The following is a 17,272-nucleotide window of genomic DNA, read 5'->3' on the forward strand; positions in this document are numbered from 1 at the left end:
GGCGCTGCTGGACCGGATCGACATCCCGTCCAGCCACGTGCACGCGATGCCGGCCAGCGACGGCGAATTCGGCACCGATCTCGCCGCCGCGGCGCTGGCCTACGAACAGCTGTTGGCGGCCAACGCCGAACCCGGCCAACCGGTGCCGAACTTCGACGTGCACCTGCTGGGCATGGGCCCCGAGGGTCACATCAACTCGCTGTTCCCGGACACCCCCGCCGTGCTGGAAACCAGCCGCATGGTGGTACCGGTCGAGGACTCCCCCAAGCCGCCTCCCCAGCGAATCACCCTGACATTGCCCGCGGTTCAACGTTCGCGTGAGGTCTGGCTGATGGTGTCCGGGGCTTCGAAGGCGGATGCCGTGGCGGCGGCCATCGGTGGTGCCGCGCCGGTCTCGGTGCCGGCCGCGGGCGCGATCGGCCGGGAAACCACGCTGTGGCTGCTCGACGAGGAGGCCGCCTCCAAACTCCCCGCACGCCCGGGTCAGTCAAGCTAGTCCCGCACCCGGTGGGATGCGGGTCATAATGACGGGCATGGCAGACAGAACCGTGCGCGGTGGGCAAGAGCGAAGCCGGATCAAGACCCTCACCCAGGCTGCGTTGAACGCCGACAAGACGGTGGAGCAGGTCGAAGACGTACTCGACGGCCTGAGCACGACGATGAAAGAGCTGAACACGTCCCTGTCCGCCCTGAACGCCACGGTCGAGCGCATGGAGAGCGGCCTGGACCACCTGGACGGCACCCTGTCGCGGCTGGACGATCTGGCGCGGCGCCTGATCGTCCTGGTCGAGCCTGTCGAGGCGATCGTCGGGCGGATCGACGACATGGTCAAAGTCGGCGAGGTGATGATGACGCCGCTGTCCATGACCGAGCACGCGGTGCGCGGCGTGGTGGACCGGCTGCGCAACCGCGCGGTGGAATAGCGGCGGACGCGTCACATCTTGGTCGACCGGGCCATCACGAAGCTGTACAGCCCGTAGATGATGAGCCCCACCCCGGCGGCGATCAACAGTGCCGCCCCGAAGTGCTGAGCCCCGAGCGTCTTCAGCGCGCCGTCGAGTCCGGTGGCCTTCTTCGGCTCCGAGCGGCACGCGGCGACGATCACCAGCGCGCCTGTCAGGGTGATCACGATTCCCTTGCCGATATACCCCGCCACGCCGAGGCGGCGCACCAAGTCGCCGGACTCGCCCCGCAGGTCGTCGACGAAGTTGCGGCTGGCGCCCTTGTAGATGTGGTAGCCGCCGACCGCGACGATGATCGCGCCGCAGCCGATCAGCGCGACGGTGCCGCCGGTCGTCGCCATCAGCCGCGCGCTGATGCCCGAATTCTGTTGGTCCGCCTGCCTGCCCGCGCCGCGGGCGAACCCGAACGCGGAATAGGCGAAGGCCAGGTAGACCGCCGCCAGACCCAACGCCTTGAGTCGTGTCGACGCATCCGTCGACGGCCCCTCCGACTCACGGTCGCACGATCGTCCGAGGGCGGTTTCGACGAGCCGCCACAGGCCCATCGCCAGCAGGGCGGCGGTGGCGATCCAGAGCGCGAACGGGCCGCCCGGCTTGGCCGCCAGCGTCGCCAGGGCACCGGTTTGGTCGGCGGTGCCGCCTTCTCCGCACGCGACCCGGATCGCGAGGTAGCCGACGATCAGGTGCAGTATCCCGTTGACCACGTACCCGACCCGGGCGAGACGTTCGAAGACGCCGTTCTGGGCCACTTCAGCCGCGCTGACGGGCGACGCGATGTCCGACATGGCTTACGAATGCCCGTCACCCGCTGTTCCGTAACGCGCTGGCCAATCCGTTCATCGTCAGCAGGATGCCGCGCTGCACCAGTTCGTCGTCGTCGCCGGAGCGGTAGCGGCGCAGCAACTCGACCTGCAGGTGGTTCAGCGGCTCCAGATAGGGGAACCGGTTGAACACCGAACGCGCCAGCGCGGGATTGTCGGCGAGCAGGTCGTCCTGACCGGTGATCAGCTTGTGCATCGCGATGGTTCGCCGGTGCTCGTCCACGATCTTGTCGAACACCCGGTGCCGCAGTTCCTCGTCGTCGACCAGCTCCGCGTACCGCGCAGCCAGGCCGAGGTCGCTCTTGGCCAGCACCTGGGCCATGTTGGAGAGCACGCCGCGGAAGAAGGGCCAGCGCTCGTAGAGCTCGTGCAGGATCGCCACCCGTTCGTCTTCGCTTTCCGGGCCCGCCGCGATCCACTGCTCGAACGCCGACCCGGTGCCGTACCAACCGGGGAGCATGACCCGCGACTGGGCCCACGCGAGCACCCAGGGGATGGCGCGCAGATCCGAGATCGACGAGGTGGGTTTGCGTGACGTCGGCCGGCTGCCGATGTTCAGCGAACCGATCTCGCTGACCGGCGTGGAGGCCATGAAGTACTCGACGAAACCCGTTGTGTCGTGCACCAATTCGGCGTAGGCGCGTTGCGCGAGGGTGGCCACTTCGTCGAGCACCGCGTAGGCCGGCTCCGCGGCATCACCCAGACCCTCGACGTCGAGCAGCGTCGACTCCAGCGTGGCGGCCACCAGGCTCTCCAGGTTGCGCCGCGCCGCCTGCGGTTCGGCGTACTTGGCGGCGATCACCTCCCCCTGCTCGGTGAGCCGCAGCGAGCCGTTCACCGCGCCGGGGGGCTGCGCCAGGATGGCCTGATAGCTCGGGCCGCCGCCGCGGCCGACGGTGCCGCCGCGACCGTGGAAGAGCCGCAATCGGATTCCCGCCTTGCGGGCCACCTCGACCAAGGCCAGCTCGGCGCGGTAGACCGCCCAGCTGGAGGCCAGGTAACCGCCGTCCTTGTTCGAGTCGGAATAGCCGAGCATCACCTCTTGACAACCGCCCTGGGCCTCGACGACCGCGCGGTACAGCGGCAGGTCCAGCATCGCGTGCAGGATGTCCGCGCCGTTGTGCAGATCCTCGATCGTCTCGAAGAGCGGCGAGATGGACACCGGACAGTACGGTTCCGGCCCGGAAGCGTCCAGCAGCCCAGCCTCTTTCAGCAGGATCGCCACTTCCAAGACGTCGGACACCGAGCGGCACATCGAGATCACGTAGTTCGGGACGGCGGCCGGCCCGTAGCGCCCGACGGCGTGCGTCGCGGCGCCGATGACCTCGAGCTCCTTGCGGGCCAGGTCGGACAGTTGCGTGCGGTCACCGACCAGTGGACGGCGCGTGCCCAGTTCGTCCGCCAACAGCGCGACGCGCTCGTCCTCGGGCAGCGAAACGTAGTCCGGGTGCACCCCGGCCCACGCCAGCAGCTCGGCCACCACCTCTTCGTGGACGTCGGAGTTCTGCCGCAGATCGAGGCCGCTCAAGTGAAACCCGAAGACGCTCACGCCTTCTCGCAGCAGCGCCAGGCGGTCCTCGGCGAGCAACGCGCTGCCGTGCGTGCGCAGCGACTCATCGATGGTGTCGAGGTCCGCTTGAAGTTCGGCCGGCGCGGAATACGGCGCCAGGCCGAGATCCAGTTCGTGCTGAGGTTGACGGTCCAAGATCTGGGCGCCCGTCGCGGTGAGCCGGGCCCGGATCACCCGCACCGCCCGCCGGTACGGCTCGTCGGCGCGGGCCTGCTCGGCGCAGCTCTCGGCCAGTTCGGCCAGCCCGGGCGTGACGGGGACGAGTCGCGCCGACATCGACAGGTCCTGCTCGAGGGCGATGAGCTCTTCGAGGTAATGCGACAGCGCGGTGAACGCGGCGCTGCCCGTGGCCTGGCGGACCACGTCGCCCGTCACGTTCGGGTTGCCGTCGCGGTCGCCGCCGATCCAGGAGCCGGGCCGCAGGATCGGAGCCGCGAGCAGATCGGTGTCGGGCCAGCGCTTCCGCAAAGCGTCCCGGACCTCCGCGTTGACCTGGGGGATGACCTGGAAGAACGCGGCGGCGTAATACCGCAACCCGACCTCGATTTCGTCGGTGATCTGCAGCCGGGACAGCCGGATCAGTGCGGTCTGCCACAGGGTCAGCACCTGACGGCGCAACTCGCGCTCGATATTGCTGCCGTCGTCGGTTTCGGTGTGCCCCTCCGCGTGCAACCGCATCAACTGGGTGATCCGGTGCTGGGTGACGAAGACGGTGCGCCGCCGGGTTTCGGTGGGGTGGGCGGTGATCACCGGGGATATCAGGGCGCCGCGCAGCGCGTCGGCGACCGTGGCCGAATCGAGTTCGGCGCCATCGAGTTTCGCGTAGGTGGCGGCTAGGCTGCTGTCCTGCGGCGGCTCGCCGGCGGCGACGTGGATCGCGCGGCGTCGCTCCCGGTGGATGTCCTCGGCCACGTTGGCCAGCAGCGCGAAGTGACTGAACGCGCGGATGACCGGGATCGCCTGGTGAATGTCGATGCCGTCGAACATCCGGGCCAGCTCGGCCCGGTCGATCTCGGAGCGGCGCACCCGAAACGACTCGACCCGGGCGCGTTCCACGAGGTCGAAAACCTCGTCCCCGTTCTGCTCGCGCACGGTGTCGCCGAGGATGGCGCCCAGCAGCCTGATGTCGGCGCGCATCGGCTCGGTCGCCTCGCGACCGACCAGCGTCCTTTGCACGGCGCCGATCGGTTCGAGCGCGATGTCGGAAACGTCAACCATGTGTCCCAGTATCGGTGCGGATCACGTGGTCCGCCCGCCGACGGGTCACCGGTATTTGATCAGCAGGGCGACCCCGATGATGGACACCAGCCAGATGCCGGTGATGAACAGCGTCAACCGGTCCAGGTTCTTCTCCACCACCGTCGAGCCGGAAAGGCTGGACTGCACGCCGCCGCCGAACAGTGTCGACAGGCCGCCACCCTTGGCGCGGTGCAGCAGCACCAGCAACACCACCAGCACGCTGGTGACCACCAGGGTGATCTGCAGGGCCAACTCCATGACGCAAAAGCCTACCGGTTGGCGCGCCGTCGGCCGTAACCGACGCCCGGCTACCCGTCCCAGGCGCGCCGCGGCAGCGCGAACACCAGCGCGAAGGCCGTGACGCTGAGGGCCGCGCTGGCGGCCATGGCCAGCGTCGCGCTGTGCCCGAACGCCGCCGCCAGGGCCTCGGGTCCGCCCCGGCCGACGTGCAGCGTGCCGAACAGGACGGTGCCGATGATCGCGATCCCGATCGCGCTGCCGACCCGCTGCGCGGTGCCGATCACGCCACTGGCCGCCCCGGCGTCTGCCGCATCGACGGTGGCGACGATGAAGTCGACGTTCGGGGCGATGAACAATCCACTGCCCAGGCCGGCGATCAAGAGCGGGGCGGCGAGTTGCCAGCCGCCGTACGCGGTGCCCGGCGTCAGGGCGAGCACCAGCCAGATCGCGGTGATACCGACGGCCACCATCCCCAGCCCGACCACCAGCACGGTCCGGCCGAAGCGCGCCGCCAGGGTGTCGCTCTGGGAGGCGCCGCCGACCAGCCCGATCGCAAACGGTGTCACCACCAGGCCGGATTGCAGCGCGGTGTGTCCCAGCCCCGCCTGCCACAACAGCGCGATGGTGAAGAAGATGCTCGTGAACGCCGCGAAGTACACCAGGGCGAGCAGCACGCCGCCGGTGAAGGACGCATGCGAGAACAGCCGCGGCGGCACCAGCGGGTTGCCCCCGTTCGTCTCGACGTGGCGCTCCCACTGGGCGAAGACCACCAGCAGCGCGACGGCGCCGGCCATCGAGGCGTACGTCCACAGTGGCCAGCCGTCTTGCTGACCCTGGATCAACGGGACCAGCAACGCGACCAGCGCCGCGGACAGCAGGATCAGGCCGGCCCAGTCGGCCGACGCCGCCGCACGTTCGGTTCCCGCCGGAAGCAGGATGGCCGCGGCGACGACGGCGAGCACGCCCAACGGCACGTTGACGTCGAACACCAACCGCCACCCGGGGTCCGCGCCGAACGCCTGAATGATCAGCCCGCCGATCAGCGGCCCGAGCGCAACGGAGAAGCCGATGGTCGATCCCATGATCGCCAGGGCCCGCGCCCGCTTGCGCCGGGCGAACATCAGCTGGATCAACGCGGTGATCGGGGTGAAGAAGATGCCACCGCCGAGCCCCTGCACCGCGCGGGCGCAGACGAGCCCGCTCTCGCCCTGCGCGAGCCCGCACGCCAGGCTCGCCATGGTGAACAAGGACAGGCCCGCGATGAAGACCCATTTGTGCCCGAACCGGTCCCCCACGCGGCCGGCGGGTATGAGGGCCAAACCGAATGCCAGGGCATAGCCCGAGACGATCCACGACAGTGTGGCGTTCGAGGCCGAAAGGCTGGTGCGGATGGCAGGCAGGGCAACGTTGACGATCGTGCTGTCCAGCAATGCCATGAAAGCCCCGACCAGCAGCACCGCCAGGGCAAACCAGTTACGGCGTTCGGTGCCAATGGTTTTCGGTATCGACGCCGTCACGCTTCGTCACCTCCCGCGCGCCGGCCGGCGACGATGGCGGGGAGCGCCGCGGAAAGCTCCTCATGCCAACCGATTTCGGCGCGCAGCCGGTCGGCCCTGTGCTTCATGACCAGCTTCTCGGCGAGGGTGAGGTAGCGGTCGATGGCGGCGGCATGGGCTTCCCACTCGGCGAGCATGGCACTCAGCGATGTGATCCGGGCCGCGATGGTCACCGGCAGGTCACCGAGATGGTCGGGCTGCAACCGGGTGATCGCCAGGTCGAATGGGTCGGGTTTGATGACGATCTCGCGGAGCGCGCGCAGCCGCAGACCGCCCAGCGCCTCGCGACCGGCATCGGTGATGGCCCAGATCTGCCGTTGCGGATACGCACCGGACCGCTCGACGCGCACCTCCTCGATGAGGTCCTCGGCGGCCAGTCGTTTGATCGCCCCGTACAGGGCGCCGACGGTGATGTCCGTCCACAGGGCCACGTGCTCTTCCTCGGCGAGCAGCCGGAGCTGGTGTCCATGCATCGGGCCACGCTCCTCGAGCCCCGCCAGGATGAAGATCCGTATCGACGACACGCAACTACTCTCGCACGAGTACTCGCCCACGTCGAGAGGGCAATGCTCCTCGAGTAACTCAGCCCCGGTTCGGGTCCCCCGTGCCGGTTCGCGCCGGCCGGGGCTACGGCAGCGGCCCGCCGGCGGCGATGGCCGCCAGCGTGGCGAACTGCTCGCCGTCCAGCGAGGCGCCCCCGACCAGGCCGCCGTCGACGTCCTCCTGAGCGACGAGATCGCCGACGTTCTTGGCGTTCATCGAACCGCCGTAGAGCACCCGGACGCTTTCGGCGATCTTTGGCGAGGCGAGGGACGCCAACCCTTTGCGGATCGCCGCACACACCTCCTGGGCGTCGGCGGAGCTGGCCACCCGGCCGGTGCCGATCGCCCAGACCGGCTCGTAGGCGATCACCACATTGGCGATCTGCTCGGCCGATAGCCCGGCCAGCGAGCCGCGCAGCTGGTTTTCGCAGTAACTGACGTGCTCGCCCGCTTCCCGAGTCTCGAGGTGCTCGCCGATGCACACGATCGGGGTCAGCTCGTGCTTGAGCGCCGCGGCGGCCTTCGCGGCCACCAGCGCGTCGTCCTCGTTGTGATAGGTGCGCCGCTCGGAGTGGCCGACCACGACGAAGCTGCAACCGAGCTTGGCCAGGAAGGCCCCGCTGATGTCACCGGTGTAGGCGCCCGAGTCGTGCGGGGACAGGTCCTGGCCGCCATAGGTCAGCCGCAACTTGTCGCCGTCGACCAGGGTCTGCACGCTGCGCAGGTCGGTGAACGGCGGCAAGACGGTGACGTCGACCTTGTCGTAGTACTTGTCGGGCAGCGCGAACGCGATCTTCTGCACCAGCGCGATCGCCTCGAAGTGATTGAGATTCATCTTCCAGTTGCCGGCGATCAGCGGCTTGCGGCTCACGCGTCTCCTCCACTTGGTTGCGGCTCCCCGAGCACCTCGATGCCCGGCAGCGTCTTGCCCTCAAGGTATTCCAGCGACGCGCCTCCGCCGGTGGAGATGTGCGAGAAGTCGGCCTCGGGGATGCCCAGGGCACGCACCGCGGCGGCGGAGTCACCGCCGCCCACCACACTGAACGCACCCTTGCCGGTGGCCGCGGCGATGGCCTCGGCGACGCCCCTGGTGCCCGTGGCGAACGCCGGGAACTCGAACACGCCCATGGGGCCGTTCCAGAAGACGGTGCGGGCGTTGGACAGCAGGGCCGCGAACCGCTTCACCGATTCGGGCCCGATGTCCAGCCCGATCACGTCGTCTCCGATGGCGTCGGCGGCCACCGTCTGCGGCGGCGAGTCGGCGGCGAATTGCTCGGCCACCACGACGTCCCTCGGCAGCCGCAGCACGTCGACGTAGGTGTCCAGCAGCCGGCGGCAGGTGTCCACCATCTCTTCTTCGAGCAGCGACTTACCCACCGAAAAGCCTTGTGCGGCAAGGAATGTGAAGCACATACCGCCGCCGATCACGATGCTGTCGGCCTTGGTCGCCAGCGATTCGATGACGCCGAGCTTGTCGGACACCTTCGACCCGCCGAGCACGACGGCGTAGGGCCGCTCGGTGGAGCTGGTCAGCTGCTCCAGGACCGCGATCTCCTCGGCCACCAGCTTGCCCGCGTAATGCGGCAGCAGCGTGGCCACGTCGTACACCGAGGCCTGCTTGCGGTGCACCACGCCGAAACCGTCGGAGACGAAAGCGCCTCCGGGCGAGACCAATTCGGCGAGTTCGCGGGCGAGCGCGAGTCGCTCCCCGTCGTCCTTGCTGGTTTCGCGCGGATCGAAGCGGATGTTCTCCAGCAGCAGGACGTCACCGTCCGTGAGCCCCTCGGCCCGGGCCAGCGCGTCACCGCCGACGACATCGCCGGCGAGCTGCACGTGCCGGCCGAGCTGCTCGCCGAGCGCCGCGGCGACCGGCGCCAGCGACAACTTCGGGTCCGGCCCGTTCTTCGGCCGACCGAGGTGCGCGGCGATCACCACCTTGGCCCCGGCGTCGACGAGCGCCTGCAACGTCGGCACCGATGCGGTGATCCGGCCGGGGTCGGTGATCGCGCCCTCTTCGTCGAGCGGGACGTTCAGGTCGGAGCGCACCAGCACGCCTCGACCCGAAACCCCTTCGGCCAGGAGGTCTTCGAGTGTAGGAACGGCCACGACGACTACAGCGACTTGCCGACCAGCGCGACGAGGTCGATGAGGCGGTTGGAGTAGCCCCACTCGTTGTCGTACCAGGACACCACCTTGGCCTGGTTGTCGATCACCTTGGTCAGCCCGGAGTCGAAGATCGAGCTGTGCGGGTCGGTGACGATGTCACTGGAGACAATCGGGGCGTCGTAGTACTTCAGGATGCCCTTCAGCCGGCCCTCGGCGGCGGCCTTGAAGACCGCGTTGATCTCGTCGGCTCCAGCCGGCTTGGCCAGCTCGACGGTCAGGTCGGTCACCGAGCCGGTGGGGATCGGCACCCGCAGCGCGTAGCCGTCCAACTTGCCCTTCAGCTCGGGCATCACCAGGCCGATGGCCTTGGCCGCACCGGTCGAGGTCGGCACGATGTTCAGCGCCGCGGCGCGCGCCCGGCGCAGGTCTTTGTGCGGACCGTCCTGCAGGTTCTGGTCCTGCGTGTAGGCGTGGATGGTGGTCATCAGGCCCTTGACGATGCCGAACTCGTCCTGCAGCACCTTGGTGACCGGCGCCAGACAGTTGGTGGTGCACGAGGCGTTGGAGATGATGTTCTGGCTGCCGTCGTACTTGTCGTCGTTGACGCCCAGGACGATCGTGATGTCCTCGTCGGTGGCGGGCGCCGAGATGATCACCTTCTTGGCGCCGGCGTCCAGGTGGCCCTTGGCCTTGGCCGCGTTGGTGAAGATGCCGGTGGACTCCACCACTACGTCGACGCCCAGGTCGCCCCAGGGCAGCGCCGCCGGGCCTTCCTTGACCTCCAACGCCTTGATCTTGGCGCTGCCAACGACGATCGTGTCCTCACCTTCGAGGCTGACGTCGTAGGGCAGCCGGCCCAGGATGGAGTCGAACTTGAGCAGATGCGCCAGGCTGGCGTTGTCGGTGAGGTCGTTGACCGCCACCACCTCGATGTCGGCGCCGCCCTGCTCCTGTTGAGCCAGCAGGGCCCGGTAGAAGTTGCGTCCGATTCGACCGAAGCCGTTGATACCTACTCGGACCGTCACTGATCTCTCCCTGTCTTCTGATGTCTCTAGAGCCGCTGAATACGCGCTCGTGGTCAGCCTAGATGAGCAACACGCGCGGTCGCCCCCCGGTTCCCGCGGACTCTGTGACGTCAGTCGCGGCGCGTCTTGCGCAGCCACCTCAGGGCCGACTCGGCGGCGTGATAGCCGCAGAGGCCGTGGACGCCGGCGCCCGGCGGAGCGGACTGCGAACACAGGTAGACGCCGGGCACCCCGATCGCGTAGGGGTCGACGGCGATGCGCGGGCGGAAGATGACCTGCAGCCCGTCGTTGGCGCCGCCGATGATGTCGCCGCCGATGAAGTTGGCGTTGTAGGCCTGCAGTTCGGCGGGCCCCTTACTGACCGTCGCCAGGACGCGGTCGCGAAAGCCGGGGGCGAACCGCTCGATCTGGGCGACCACGCCGGCGGTGGCGTCGCCGTCATAGCCGAACGGCACGTGCGCGTACGCCCAGATGGGGTTGACGTTGCCGGCCGAGCGCGACGGGTCGGCCCGGTATTGCTGCCCGAGCAGCACGAAGGGGCGGTCCACCATCTTGCCCTGTGCGCGTTGGCGTTCGGTGTCCGCCGTCTCGGCGAACGTGCCGCCGAGGTGCACCGTGCCGGCGCGGGCGCAGTCCGGGTTCGTCCACGGGATGTCGCCCTCGATGGCGAAGTCGACCTTGAACGCCGACGAGCCCTCGCGGTAGCGCCGGTACGACCGCCGGATCCGGCCCGGCATGGCATCGCCGTAGAGCGCGAGGGCCGCCGCCGGGCTGAGGTCGAGCATCACGATGTCGGCGTCCGGGATGTCCTTGCGGCTCGCGACGGTCACGCCGGTGGCCACCGCGCCGCCGTGCTCCTCCAGCGCGGCCGAGAGCGCTCGGCTGATCGACCCGGACCCGCCTTCGGCGACGGGCCAGCCGTAGCGGTGGCCGCTGGCCAGGATCATCAGCCCGAGCGACGCGGTCAGCGGGCGGTCCAGCCGGGTGTAGACATGGGCGGCGGCGCCGCCGAACAGCGCGCGCACCTGCTCGGTGCGAAACCAGCGGGCCATGGTGGTGGCCGGTAGCAGCGCCCGCGGCCCGAAGCCGGCCAGGCGAAGCGGGTGACGCGGGATCCCCAGCACCGGGCCCATGAGATCCTCGGCCAGCTCGTCGAATCCCGCCGCCAGGTCGCCGATCGCCCGCCTCCAGCGGGTGCCGTCGGGTCCCATGCGGGCCACCGTCTCGTCGATCGAGTGGTGCAGCACGCCGGCGCTGCCGTCGTCGAGTGGGTGCGCGCAGTCGATCTCCGGCCACTTCCACCGCAGCCCGTAGCGCTGCAGGTCGATCTCCTTCCACAGCGGCGAACCGACGCCCAGCGGGTGAAACGCCGAGCAGTGGTCGTGGATCACGCCGGGTCTCGTCAGTTCGCCCGAGCGGGCTCCCCCGCCGACGGTGTCGCGCGCCTCGAGCACCTGGACGTCGATGCCGTGCCGAGCGAGGTGGATCGCCGCGGCCAGGCCGTTGGGGCCGGCTCCGACCACCACCGCTCTGGTCATCGAGCGCTGCGCCGCGACGGGTCACCGCGGCCGATCACATGCACGGGCAACTCGTCACCGGGCTCGGGCCACGGCTGGCGGGTGAGCATGTCCTCGACGTTGACATAGCCTTCCTCGATCAGTCCAGCCTTGGCGTCGAAGATGCGGTACCACTGCTTCTGGATGTGGATGGGCTGACCCTCGAGGACGATCACCCGGACGTCGCCCTCGGAGAAGTGGCAACGGCGCTGCACGGCTTCGAGCAGCTGCTCGTTGTGCAGGTGGCCCTCTCCGAAGTTCCAGCCGACGAGCGGCCCGGCGACGATTTCGCCCTCGCGGATCTTGTAATCGGCTTCGTCGTCGATCGCGCGAGGCACCAGGGCGTTGAGCGCGCGGCCGTGCAGGTGCATGGCCCGGAAGGCGGCGGTCTTGTCCGCCATGATCTCCGCGGTCTCCGGGTCGTAAAGCCGGGCCAGCTGGTTGACGACGAGGGCGGAGCTCTTGACGATCTCGGCGTCGATCTTTTCCTCCGCGCCGGTGCGGAAGCACCACACGCTGGACGCCCAGTTGCCGGCGTAGTACCTCATCGCGGGCAGGAACGAAATCTTTTTGGGGAACATGTTTCCCGCGATCACGAATGCCAGCGCGGCGATGACGAGGGCCCACAGCAGCGGCGAACGCAAATCGGTGGCCCGGATCGAGGCGTAGTGCCCGAACAGATAGAAGAGCGAGAAGATGAAGAAGACGTTCCACTCCAACGGAACTCCCATCGGGAGGTTGGAAATGATGTTGAGGTGAAAGATCACCATGAATCCGATCAGGAACCACCGCCACGGGTGATCGCCGGCGAAGAAGACCAGCACCGTCGGAACCACGAATTCGGCTGTGGTGCCGCCGACGTGGGCCATCATCTTCGGCAACCAGGTGGGACGCAGATCGTTGATGTGGTCGCGGTACAGCATGTGCTTGACCGGGTTGAACAATTTGGGCCGCAGCAGCGCGTTGTTGCTCGTCATCACCGACACCACGTACGGGAAGTGGTGGTTGAGCTTGGATGTTGCGGCGCCCCACCACAACAGCAGCATGATGAGCTTGTATGCCGCGATCTGATCGGTGAACGGAAAGAAGAACACGAACAGCTTGAGCCAGTAGTGCTCGCCACGCGCGGCCAGGAAGATGGTCTTGTCGCGCAGGCCCAGTACCGCCAGCGCGACGATCGTCGGGATGACGCGGACGGGGTCGATCAGGCCGACGTCCCCGGCCGCGGTGACCGGCCCGCCGTGGCCGGGCGACAGCAGCGCCCACACTCCGCCGGCCAAAACGATTGCGTACAGCGCAACGTCGACGACGGTGCGGCTGTCACCGGCGGTGAACGGCACCTTTCCGGGCCACGCCGGCAGCCGAATCGTGTTGGGCCGCAACCAGTACAAGATTCCGCCGATGGGCGGCATGAACCGTCCGGTCAGCGGACCGGACCCACAACCCAGGCCCATCACCTCGAACAGCAGCGTGAAGACGATGACCTTCTGGTAGACGATCGGCTGCGTCCACCAGTCGGCGATGCGGCCGAGCCCGCCGAGGCCCGGGGTCAGCGAGATGACCGCGGCGGGGACGGCGATGTACAGGGCGATCTTGAGCAGGTAAAGCAGATACACGGCATACGGTGTCCCGAAGCCGTGTTCCGCCCAGTGCCGCGTCACCACCTGCAGCCGGGTGGCCCGGGGCAGTGTGGGCCAGGTCTTGCGATCGACGTCGGGAAGGTCAGGGGTCATGAATCCCATGGCGGCCTCGTTCGGTGTCGGAGGAAACCAGTTGGCCCGTCAAATGTATCGGCACCGCGGTGCGGGCGTGGCCGATTCGGCCGGCCTCAGCCCGCCCACGCTCGCTTGAGGGACGTAAAACGCTGCGCGGTAAGCGAATTGCTAGCGGACAGCGGATCGCGGGCGAGGGGATTGAACGGGCGGGTCGGCTGGGGCCCGGCGGGCGAAGCGGCTTCGCAATCGCTCGAGCATGCCGTCGAGATTGTCCCGATCCTGTTCCTCGATGCGCGCCATGCGCCGGAGGTTGCAGACGGCATCCACGTCGCCGCCGGCTTGCGCGGTCGCGATCGCCTTCTGGTAGTCGTCGAGCCGCTGTTCGATGAGCCTGCGATTCTGGGAGAGCAACCGCACGAAGTAGTCGGCCTGGCGCTGGTCGGCCGCGTCGGGGGCGTCTGCGGCAGCCCGGTCGGCGCTCGGCGCCGACGGCACGGATCCCCTCGATTCGGGACGGGCCAGCCCGGCGTGCGCACGACGTACCCGATGCTCACGGGAGCCGACCCTGCGGCTGCCCCGGGCGCTGCGCTCTGCGGACAAACCGGCAACGTCCATCGGGTTCCGTTTCTCGAAATTTCACTGAGGGCGTCGTAACAATAACGCCCGCACCCCGCCGGCACCATATCCCCGGAAAGGGAAAGAGATAAACACCATGACGGCCGGCCCGCACCGGTCGCTACCATCGAGGAACTCGACGCGGCTCGTTCAGATCCGAGGCAGCCTCGCGGGAGCGTCAAGGGAGGAACGTGACCGACGACGATCACCCCGATGTCGGCGACATCGGCAAATTCGACCCCGTGTTGACCCAGCGCCTGATGGGCGTGATGCGCCCGGCCATGAAGACCTACTTCCGGTCGGAGGTGCACGGGCTCGGCGCCTTCCCGCCCGGCGGTGCGCTGGTCGTCGGGAACCATTCCGGCGGCATGTTCCCGATGGACGTCCCGATCTTCACCGTCCACTTCTACGAGAAGTTCGGGTACGACCGGCCGGTCTACACGCTGAGCCACGACATCCTGATGACCGGCCCCACCGGGGAGTTCTTCCGGCGCACCGGATACATCCGGGCCAACCGGGAGAACGCGGCCCAAGCCCTGCGGTCAGGCGGGGTCGTGATCGTCTTCCCGGGCGGAGACTACGACGCATACCGGCCCACGCTCGCGGAGAACGTCATCGACTTCAACGGCCGCAAGGGATACGTCAGGACGGCGATCGACGCCGGCGTCCCCATCGTCCCCGCGGTGTCCATCGGAGGACAGGAGACCCAGCTCTACCTGTCGCGCGGCACCTGGCTGGCCGAGCGGCTCGGCATCAAGCGCCTCCTGCGCAGCGCCATCCTGCCGCTGTCGTTCGGCTTCCCGTTCGGCTTCAGCGCGGTGATCCCGCCGAACCTGCCCCTGCCCACCAAAATCGTCACGCAGGTGCTCGAGCCGATCGACATCGCCGCGCAATTCGGTGAGGACCCGGACGTCGACGAGGTCGACGAGCACGTGCGGTCGGTCATGCAGCAGGCCCTCAAGGACCTGGCCGCCAAGCGACGCTTCCCGATCCTGGGCTGACCTGTGGCTTCTCCGTTGAGTCCTATCAGCGACGCCCTCGGCGTCATCTCCACGCTGCGCCGCGCCGGCATGATCGCGCCGATGCGGCCCGACCGCTACCTGAAGATCGCCTCGGCCATGCGCCGCGAGGGGCTGGGGATGACCGTCGGCTTCGCCAGCGCGGCGCAACGCTGCCCGGACCGGCCGGGCCTGATCGACGAACTCGGCACGCTGACCTGGCGCCAGCTCGACGAGCGCATCAATGCCCTCGCCGCGGCGCTGCAGCAGCTGCCCACGGGCCAACCCAAGGTCGTCGGGATCATGTGCCGCAACCACCGCGGCTTCGTCGAGTCGGTGGTGGCCGTCAACCGGCTCGGCTCCGACGTGGTGCTGCTGAACACGTCCTTCGCCGGCCCCGCGCTCGCCGAGGTGGTCAACCGCGAGGGCGTCGACGCCGTCATCTACGACGAGGAGTTCACCGAGACGGTGGACCGGGCGCTGGCCGACAAGCCGGACGCCACCCGCATCGTGGCCTGGACCGACGGCGACCACGACCTGACCGTCGAGAAGCTCATCACCGATCACGCAGGCCAGCGGCCGGAACGCTCCGGCCGCAAGGGCAGGATGATCTTGCTGACCTCCGGCACGACCGGAACGCCCAAGGGGGCCAACCAAACCGGTGGCAATGCCGGCATCGGCACCCTCAAGGCCATTCTGGACCGCACGCCGTGGCGGGCCGAGGAGACGATCGTGGTCGTGGCGCCGATGTTCCACGCCTGGGGTTTTTCGCAGTTGATCTTCGCGGCGTCGATGGCGTGCACGGTGGTGACCCGGCGCAAGTTCGACCCGGAGGCGACGCTGGACCTGATCGACCGGCACCACGCGACCGGCCTGGCGGTGGTTCCGGTGATGTTCGACCGCATCATGGAGCTGCCGCCCGAGGTTCGAAAGCGCTACAGCTGCAAGTCATTGCGCTTCGCCGCGGCGTCCGGCTCACGGATGCGTCCGGACGTCGTCACCGCGTTCATGGACGAGTTCGGTGACGTGATCTACAACAATTACAACGCCACCGAGGCCGGCATGATCGCCACCGCCACCCCGGCGGACCTGCGCGCGGCGCCCGACACCGCGGGGCGGGCCGCCGGCGGGACCGAAATCCGCATCCTGGACAGCGAATTCAACGAGCTGCCCACCGGCGAGGTCGGCACGATCTACGTCCGCAACGACACCCAGTTCGAGGGCTACACCTCGGGGGCCACCAAGGATTTTCACGCCGGGTTCATGTCGTCGGGCGACGTCGGCTATCTGGACGAGGCCGGCCGCTTGTTCGTGGTCGGCCGCGACGACGAGATGATCGTCTCCGGCGGTGAGAACGTCTACCCGATCGAGGTGGAGAAGATCCTGGCGGCGCACGACGACGTGGCCGAGGCCGCGGTGATCGGCGTCGACGACGAGCAGTACGGGCAGCGCCTGGCGGCATTCGTCGTGCTGGGCGACGGCGCCCAGGCGACGCCCGAGACCCTCAAGCAACACGTCCGGGACAACCTGGCCAACTACAAGGTCCCCCGCGAAATCGCCGTCGTCGACGAACTGCCGCGCAGCAGCACCGGCAAGATTTTGCGCAACGAACTGCAGTCGCGGGTCAACGGCTGATGCGCCGATTGGTACGCCCCCGGCCGCTGGCCCGCGCCGCGCTGGAATTGGCCAACGCCGCCAACGGATTACGGCCGCTCGCCCGCAAGGGGTACAGCACCGTGCTGGTCTTCTGGTTCGGCTGGCCGACCTCGGAGGTGCCGGGCGTCTACTTCACCATCTCGCTGGTGGATGCGCTGCGGCGCGCGCGGCGCGGCCATTTCGAGGGGCGGCGCGGCAAGGCGGCGCTGGCCATGACCGCCGCGTCGTGGGCCATCCTCGGGGTGATCCGCTACCGCGCCGTCACCACCCCGGGCCGGGTGCTCGAGGCGGGCCTACGCGAGCAGCTGGGTCACGACTACGAGGAGGCGCTGGGCAAGCTGCCACACGCCAAGCCCACGCGCAGCGGGCGGCGCAGCCTGCCGCTGGGCAACACCGTGGCGCGCCGGCGGTACGTCGAGAAGACGAACGTGGTGTCCTACGGCCCCAACGGCCGCGCCAACCTCGCCGACATCTGGCGCCGCCGCGACCTGCCGCGCGACGCGAAGGCGCCTGTGCTGCTGCAAGTTCCGGGCGGCGCCTGGATGATCGGGATGCGCCGGCCGCAGGCCTACCCGCTGATGAGCCACCTCGCCGCGCGCGGCTGGGTGTGCGTGTCCATCGGCTACCGCGTCTCCCCCCGCCACACCTGGCCCGACCACATCGTCGACGTC

16 protein-coding genes are annotated in these 17,272 nt (G+C 68.7%); 5 read left to right on the top strand and 11 right to left on the bottom strand.

What is annotated here, in order from left to right; all coding sequences use genetic code 11:
- Both pgl and A5704_RS25880 read left to right on the top strand, forming a co-directional pair.
- A partial coding sequence (gene pgl / locus A5704_RS25875) for a 6-phosphogluconolactonase (protein WP_067891786.1) occupies positions 1 to 496 on the top strand: 496 nt, incomplete at its 5' end.
- Between the two features lie 28 nt (positions 497 to 524).
- Positions 525 to 923, top strand: coding sequence for an ATPase (locus tag A5704_RS25880; protein ID WP_067275764.1), 399 nt, complete (start codon positions 525 to 527; stop codon positions 921 to 923).
- A gap of 11 nt (positions 924 to 934) precedes the next feature.
- Here A5704_RS25880 and A5704_RS25885 read toward each other — a convergent pair whose 3' ends face one another.
- The 11 genes from A5704_RS25885 to A5704_RS25935 form a co-directional block, all read right to left on the bottom strand.
- Positions 935 to 1,747 (bottom strand): DUF1206 domain-containing protein, encoded by an 813-nt coding sequence (locus tag A5704_RS25885; RefSeq protein WP_067891787.1) that lies wholly within the window; start codon positions 1,745 to 1,747, stop codon positions 935 to 937.
- 16 nt (positions 1,748 to 1,763) lie between these two features.
- A complete protein-coding gene (ppc, locus tag A5704_RS25890; RefSeq protein WP_067891788.1) occupies positions 1,764 to 4,571 on the bottom strand; it encodes a phosphoenolpyruvate carboxylase in 2,808 nt (935 codons plus the stop codon).
- Between the two features lie 45 nt (positions 4,572 to 4,616).
- Positions 4,617 to 4,850: a preprotein translocase subunit SecG gene (gene secG / locus A5704_RS25895; protein ID WP_040624202.1), complete on the bottom strand. Its 234-nt coding sequence runs from the start codon at positions 4,848 to 4,850 to the stop codon at positions 4,617 to 4,619.
- A 50-nt stretch (positions 4,851 to 4,900) separates the two neighbouring features.
- Positions 4,901 to 6,349, bottom strand: coding sequence for an MFS transporter (locus A5704_RS25900; RefSeq protein ID WP_067753031.1), 1,449 nt, complete (start codon positions 6,347 to 6,349; stop codon positions 4,901 to 4,903).
- Positions 6,346 to 6,912 (bottom strand): PadR family transcriptional regulator, encoded by a 567-nt coding sequence (locus A5704_RS25905; RefSeq protein WP_067753020.1) that lies wholly within the window; start codon positions 6,910 to 6,912, stop codon positions 6,346 to 6,348. The genes A5704_RS25900 and A5704_RS25905 overlap by 4 nt, the downstream gene beginning before the upstream one ends.
- 103 nt (positions 6,913 to 7,015) lie before the next feature.
- The gene (gene tpiA, locus A5704_RS25910) at positions 7,016 to 7,801 is read right to left on the bottom strand and encodes a triose-phosphate isomerase (protein ID WP_067753018.1); all 786 of its coding nucleotides are present in this window, start codon (positions 7,799 to 7,801) and stop codon (positions 7,016 to 7,018) included.
- On the bottom strand, positions 7,798 to 9,036 hold the full coding sequence (gene pgk / locus A5704_RS25915) for a phosphoglycerate kinase (RefSeq protein ID WP_067753015.1): 1,239 nt from the start codon (positions 9,034 to 9,036) through the stop codon (positions 7,798 to 7,800). The genes tpiA and pgk overlap by 4 nt, the downstream gene beginning before the upstream one ends.
- A gap of 5 nt (positions 9,037 to 9,041) precedes the next feature.
- Positions 9,042 to 10,061: a type I glyceraldehyde-3-phosphate dehydrogenase gene (gene gap, locus A5704_RS25920; RefSeq protein ID WP_067753012.1), complete on the bottom strand. Its 1,020-nt coding sequence runs from the start codon at positions 10,059 to 10,061 to the stop codon at positions 9,042 to 9,044.
- A gap of 110 nt (positions 10,062 to 10,171) precedes the next feature.
- A complete protein-coding gene (locus tag A5704_RS25925) occupies positions 10,172 to 11,599 on the bottom strand; it encodes an NAD(P)/FAD-dependent oxidoreductase (RefSeq protein WP_067753009.1) in 1,428 nt (475 codons plus the stop codon).
- Positions 11,596 to 13,359 carry a DUF3556 domain-containing protein gene (locus tag A5704_RS25930; protein WP_067891789.1) on the bottom strand — a complete coding sequence of 588 codons (1,764 nt, stop codon included), beginning with the start codon at positions 13,357 to 13,359 and terminating at the stop codon, positions 11,596 to 11,598. Before A5704_RS25930 ends, A5704_RS25925 begins: the two co-directional genes overlap by 4 nt.
- Before the next feature lie 141 nt (positions 13,360 to 13,500).
- On the bottom strand, positions 13,501 to 13,827 hold the full coding sequence (locus tag A5704_RS25935) for a hypothetical protein (RefSeq protein ID WP_231969371.1): 327 nt from the start codon (positions 13,825 to 13,827) through the stop codon (positions 13,501 to 13,503).
- 380 nt (positions 13,828 to 14,207) lie between these two features.
- Between A5704_RS25935 and A5704_RS25940 the strand changes: the two genes are divergently transcribed.
- From A5704_RS25940 to A5704_RS25950, 3 genes are all read left to right on the top strand, one after another.
- On the top strand, positions 14,208 to 14,948 hold the full coding sequence (locus A5704_RS25940; protein WP_156670056.1) for a lysophospholipid acyltransferase family protein: 741 nt from the start codon (positions 14,208 to 14,210) through the stop codon (positions 14,946 to 14,948).
- Between the two features lie 69 nt (positions 14,949 to 15,017).
- Positions 15,018 to 16,580: an acyl-CoA ligase FadD12 gene (gene fadD12, locus A5704_RS25945; protein WP_067753106.1), complete on the top strand. Its 1,563-nt coding sequence runs from the start codon at positions 15,018 to 15,020 to the stop codon at positions 16,578 to 16,580.
- Positions 16,580 to 17,272: alpha/beta hydrolase (locus A5704_RS25950; RefSeq protein ID WP_197508544.1), on the top strand; the 693-nt coding region annotated here is incomplete at its 3' end. The genes fadD12 and A5704_RS25950, both read left to right, overlap by 1 nt.

The organism is Mycobacterium sp. E735, from assembly GCF_001666955.1.
Classification (GTDB): Bacteria; Actinomycetota; Actinomycetes; order Mycobacteriales; family Mycobacteriaceae; genus Mycobacterium.

What these genes read in the sequence shown, in the direction of transcription:
- A5704_RS25880 (WP_067275764.1), top strand. Translation starts at nt 525, where the DNA reads ATGACGGGCATGGCAGACAGAACCGTGCGCGGTGGGCAAGAGCGAAGC.
- A5704_RS25885 (WP_067891787.1), bottom strand. Translation starts at nt 1,747, where the DNA reads ATGTCGGACATCGCGTCGCCCGTCAGCGCGGCTGAAGTGGCCCAGAAC.
- ppc (WP_067891788.1), bottom strand. Translation starts at nt 4,571, where the DNA reads ATGGTTGACGTTTCCGACATCGCGCTCGAACCGATCGGCGCCGTGCAA.
- secG (WP_040624202.1), bottom strand. Translation starts at nt 4,850, where the DNA reads ATGGAGTTGGCCCTGCAGATCACCCTGGTGGTCACCAGCGTGCTGGTG.
- A5704_RS25925 (WP_067753009.1), bottom strand. Translation starts at nt 11,599, where the DNA reads ATGACCAGAGCGGTGGTGGTCGGAGCCGGCCCCAACGGCCTGGCCGCG.
- A5704_RS25930 (WP_067891789.1), bottom strand. Translation starts at nt 13,359, where the DNA reads ATGGGATTCATGACCCCTGACCTTCCCGACGTCGATCGCAAGACCTGG.
- A5704_RS25940 (WP_156670056.1), top strand. Translation starts at nt 14,208, where the DNA reads ATGGGCGTGATGCGCCCGGCCATGAAGACCTACTTCCGGTCGGAGGTG.
- fadD12 (WP_067753106.1), top strand. Translation starts at nt 15,018, where the DNA reads ATGATCGCGCCGATGCGGCCCGACCGCTACCTGAAGATCGCCTCGGCC.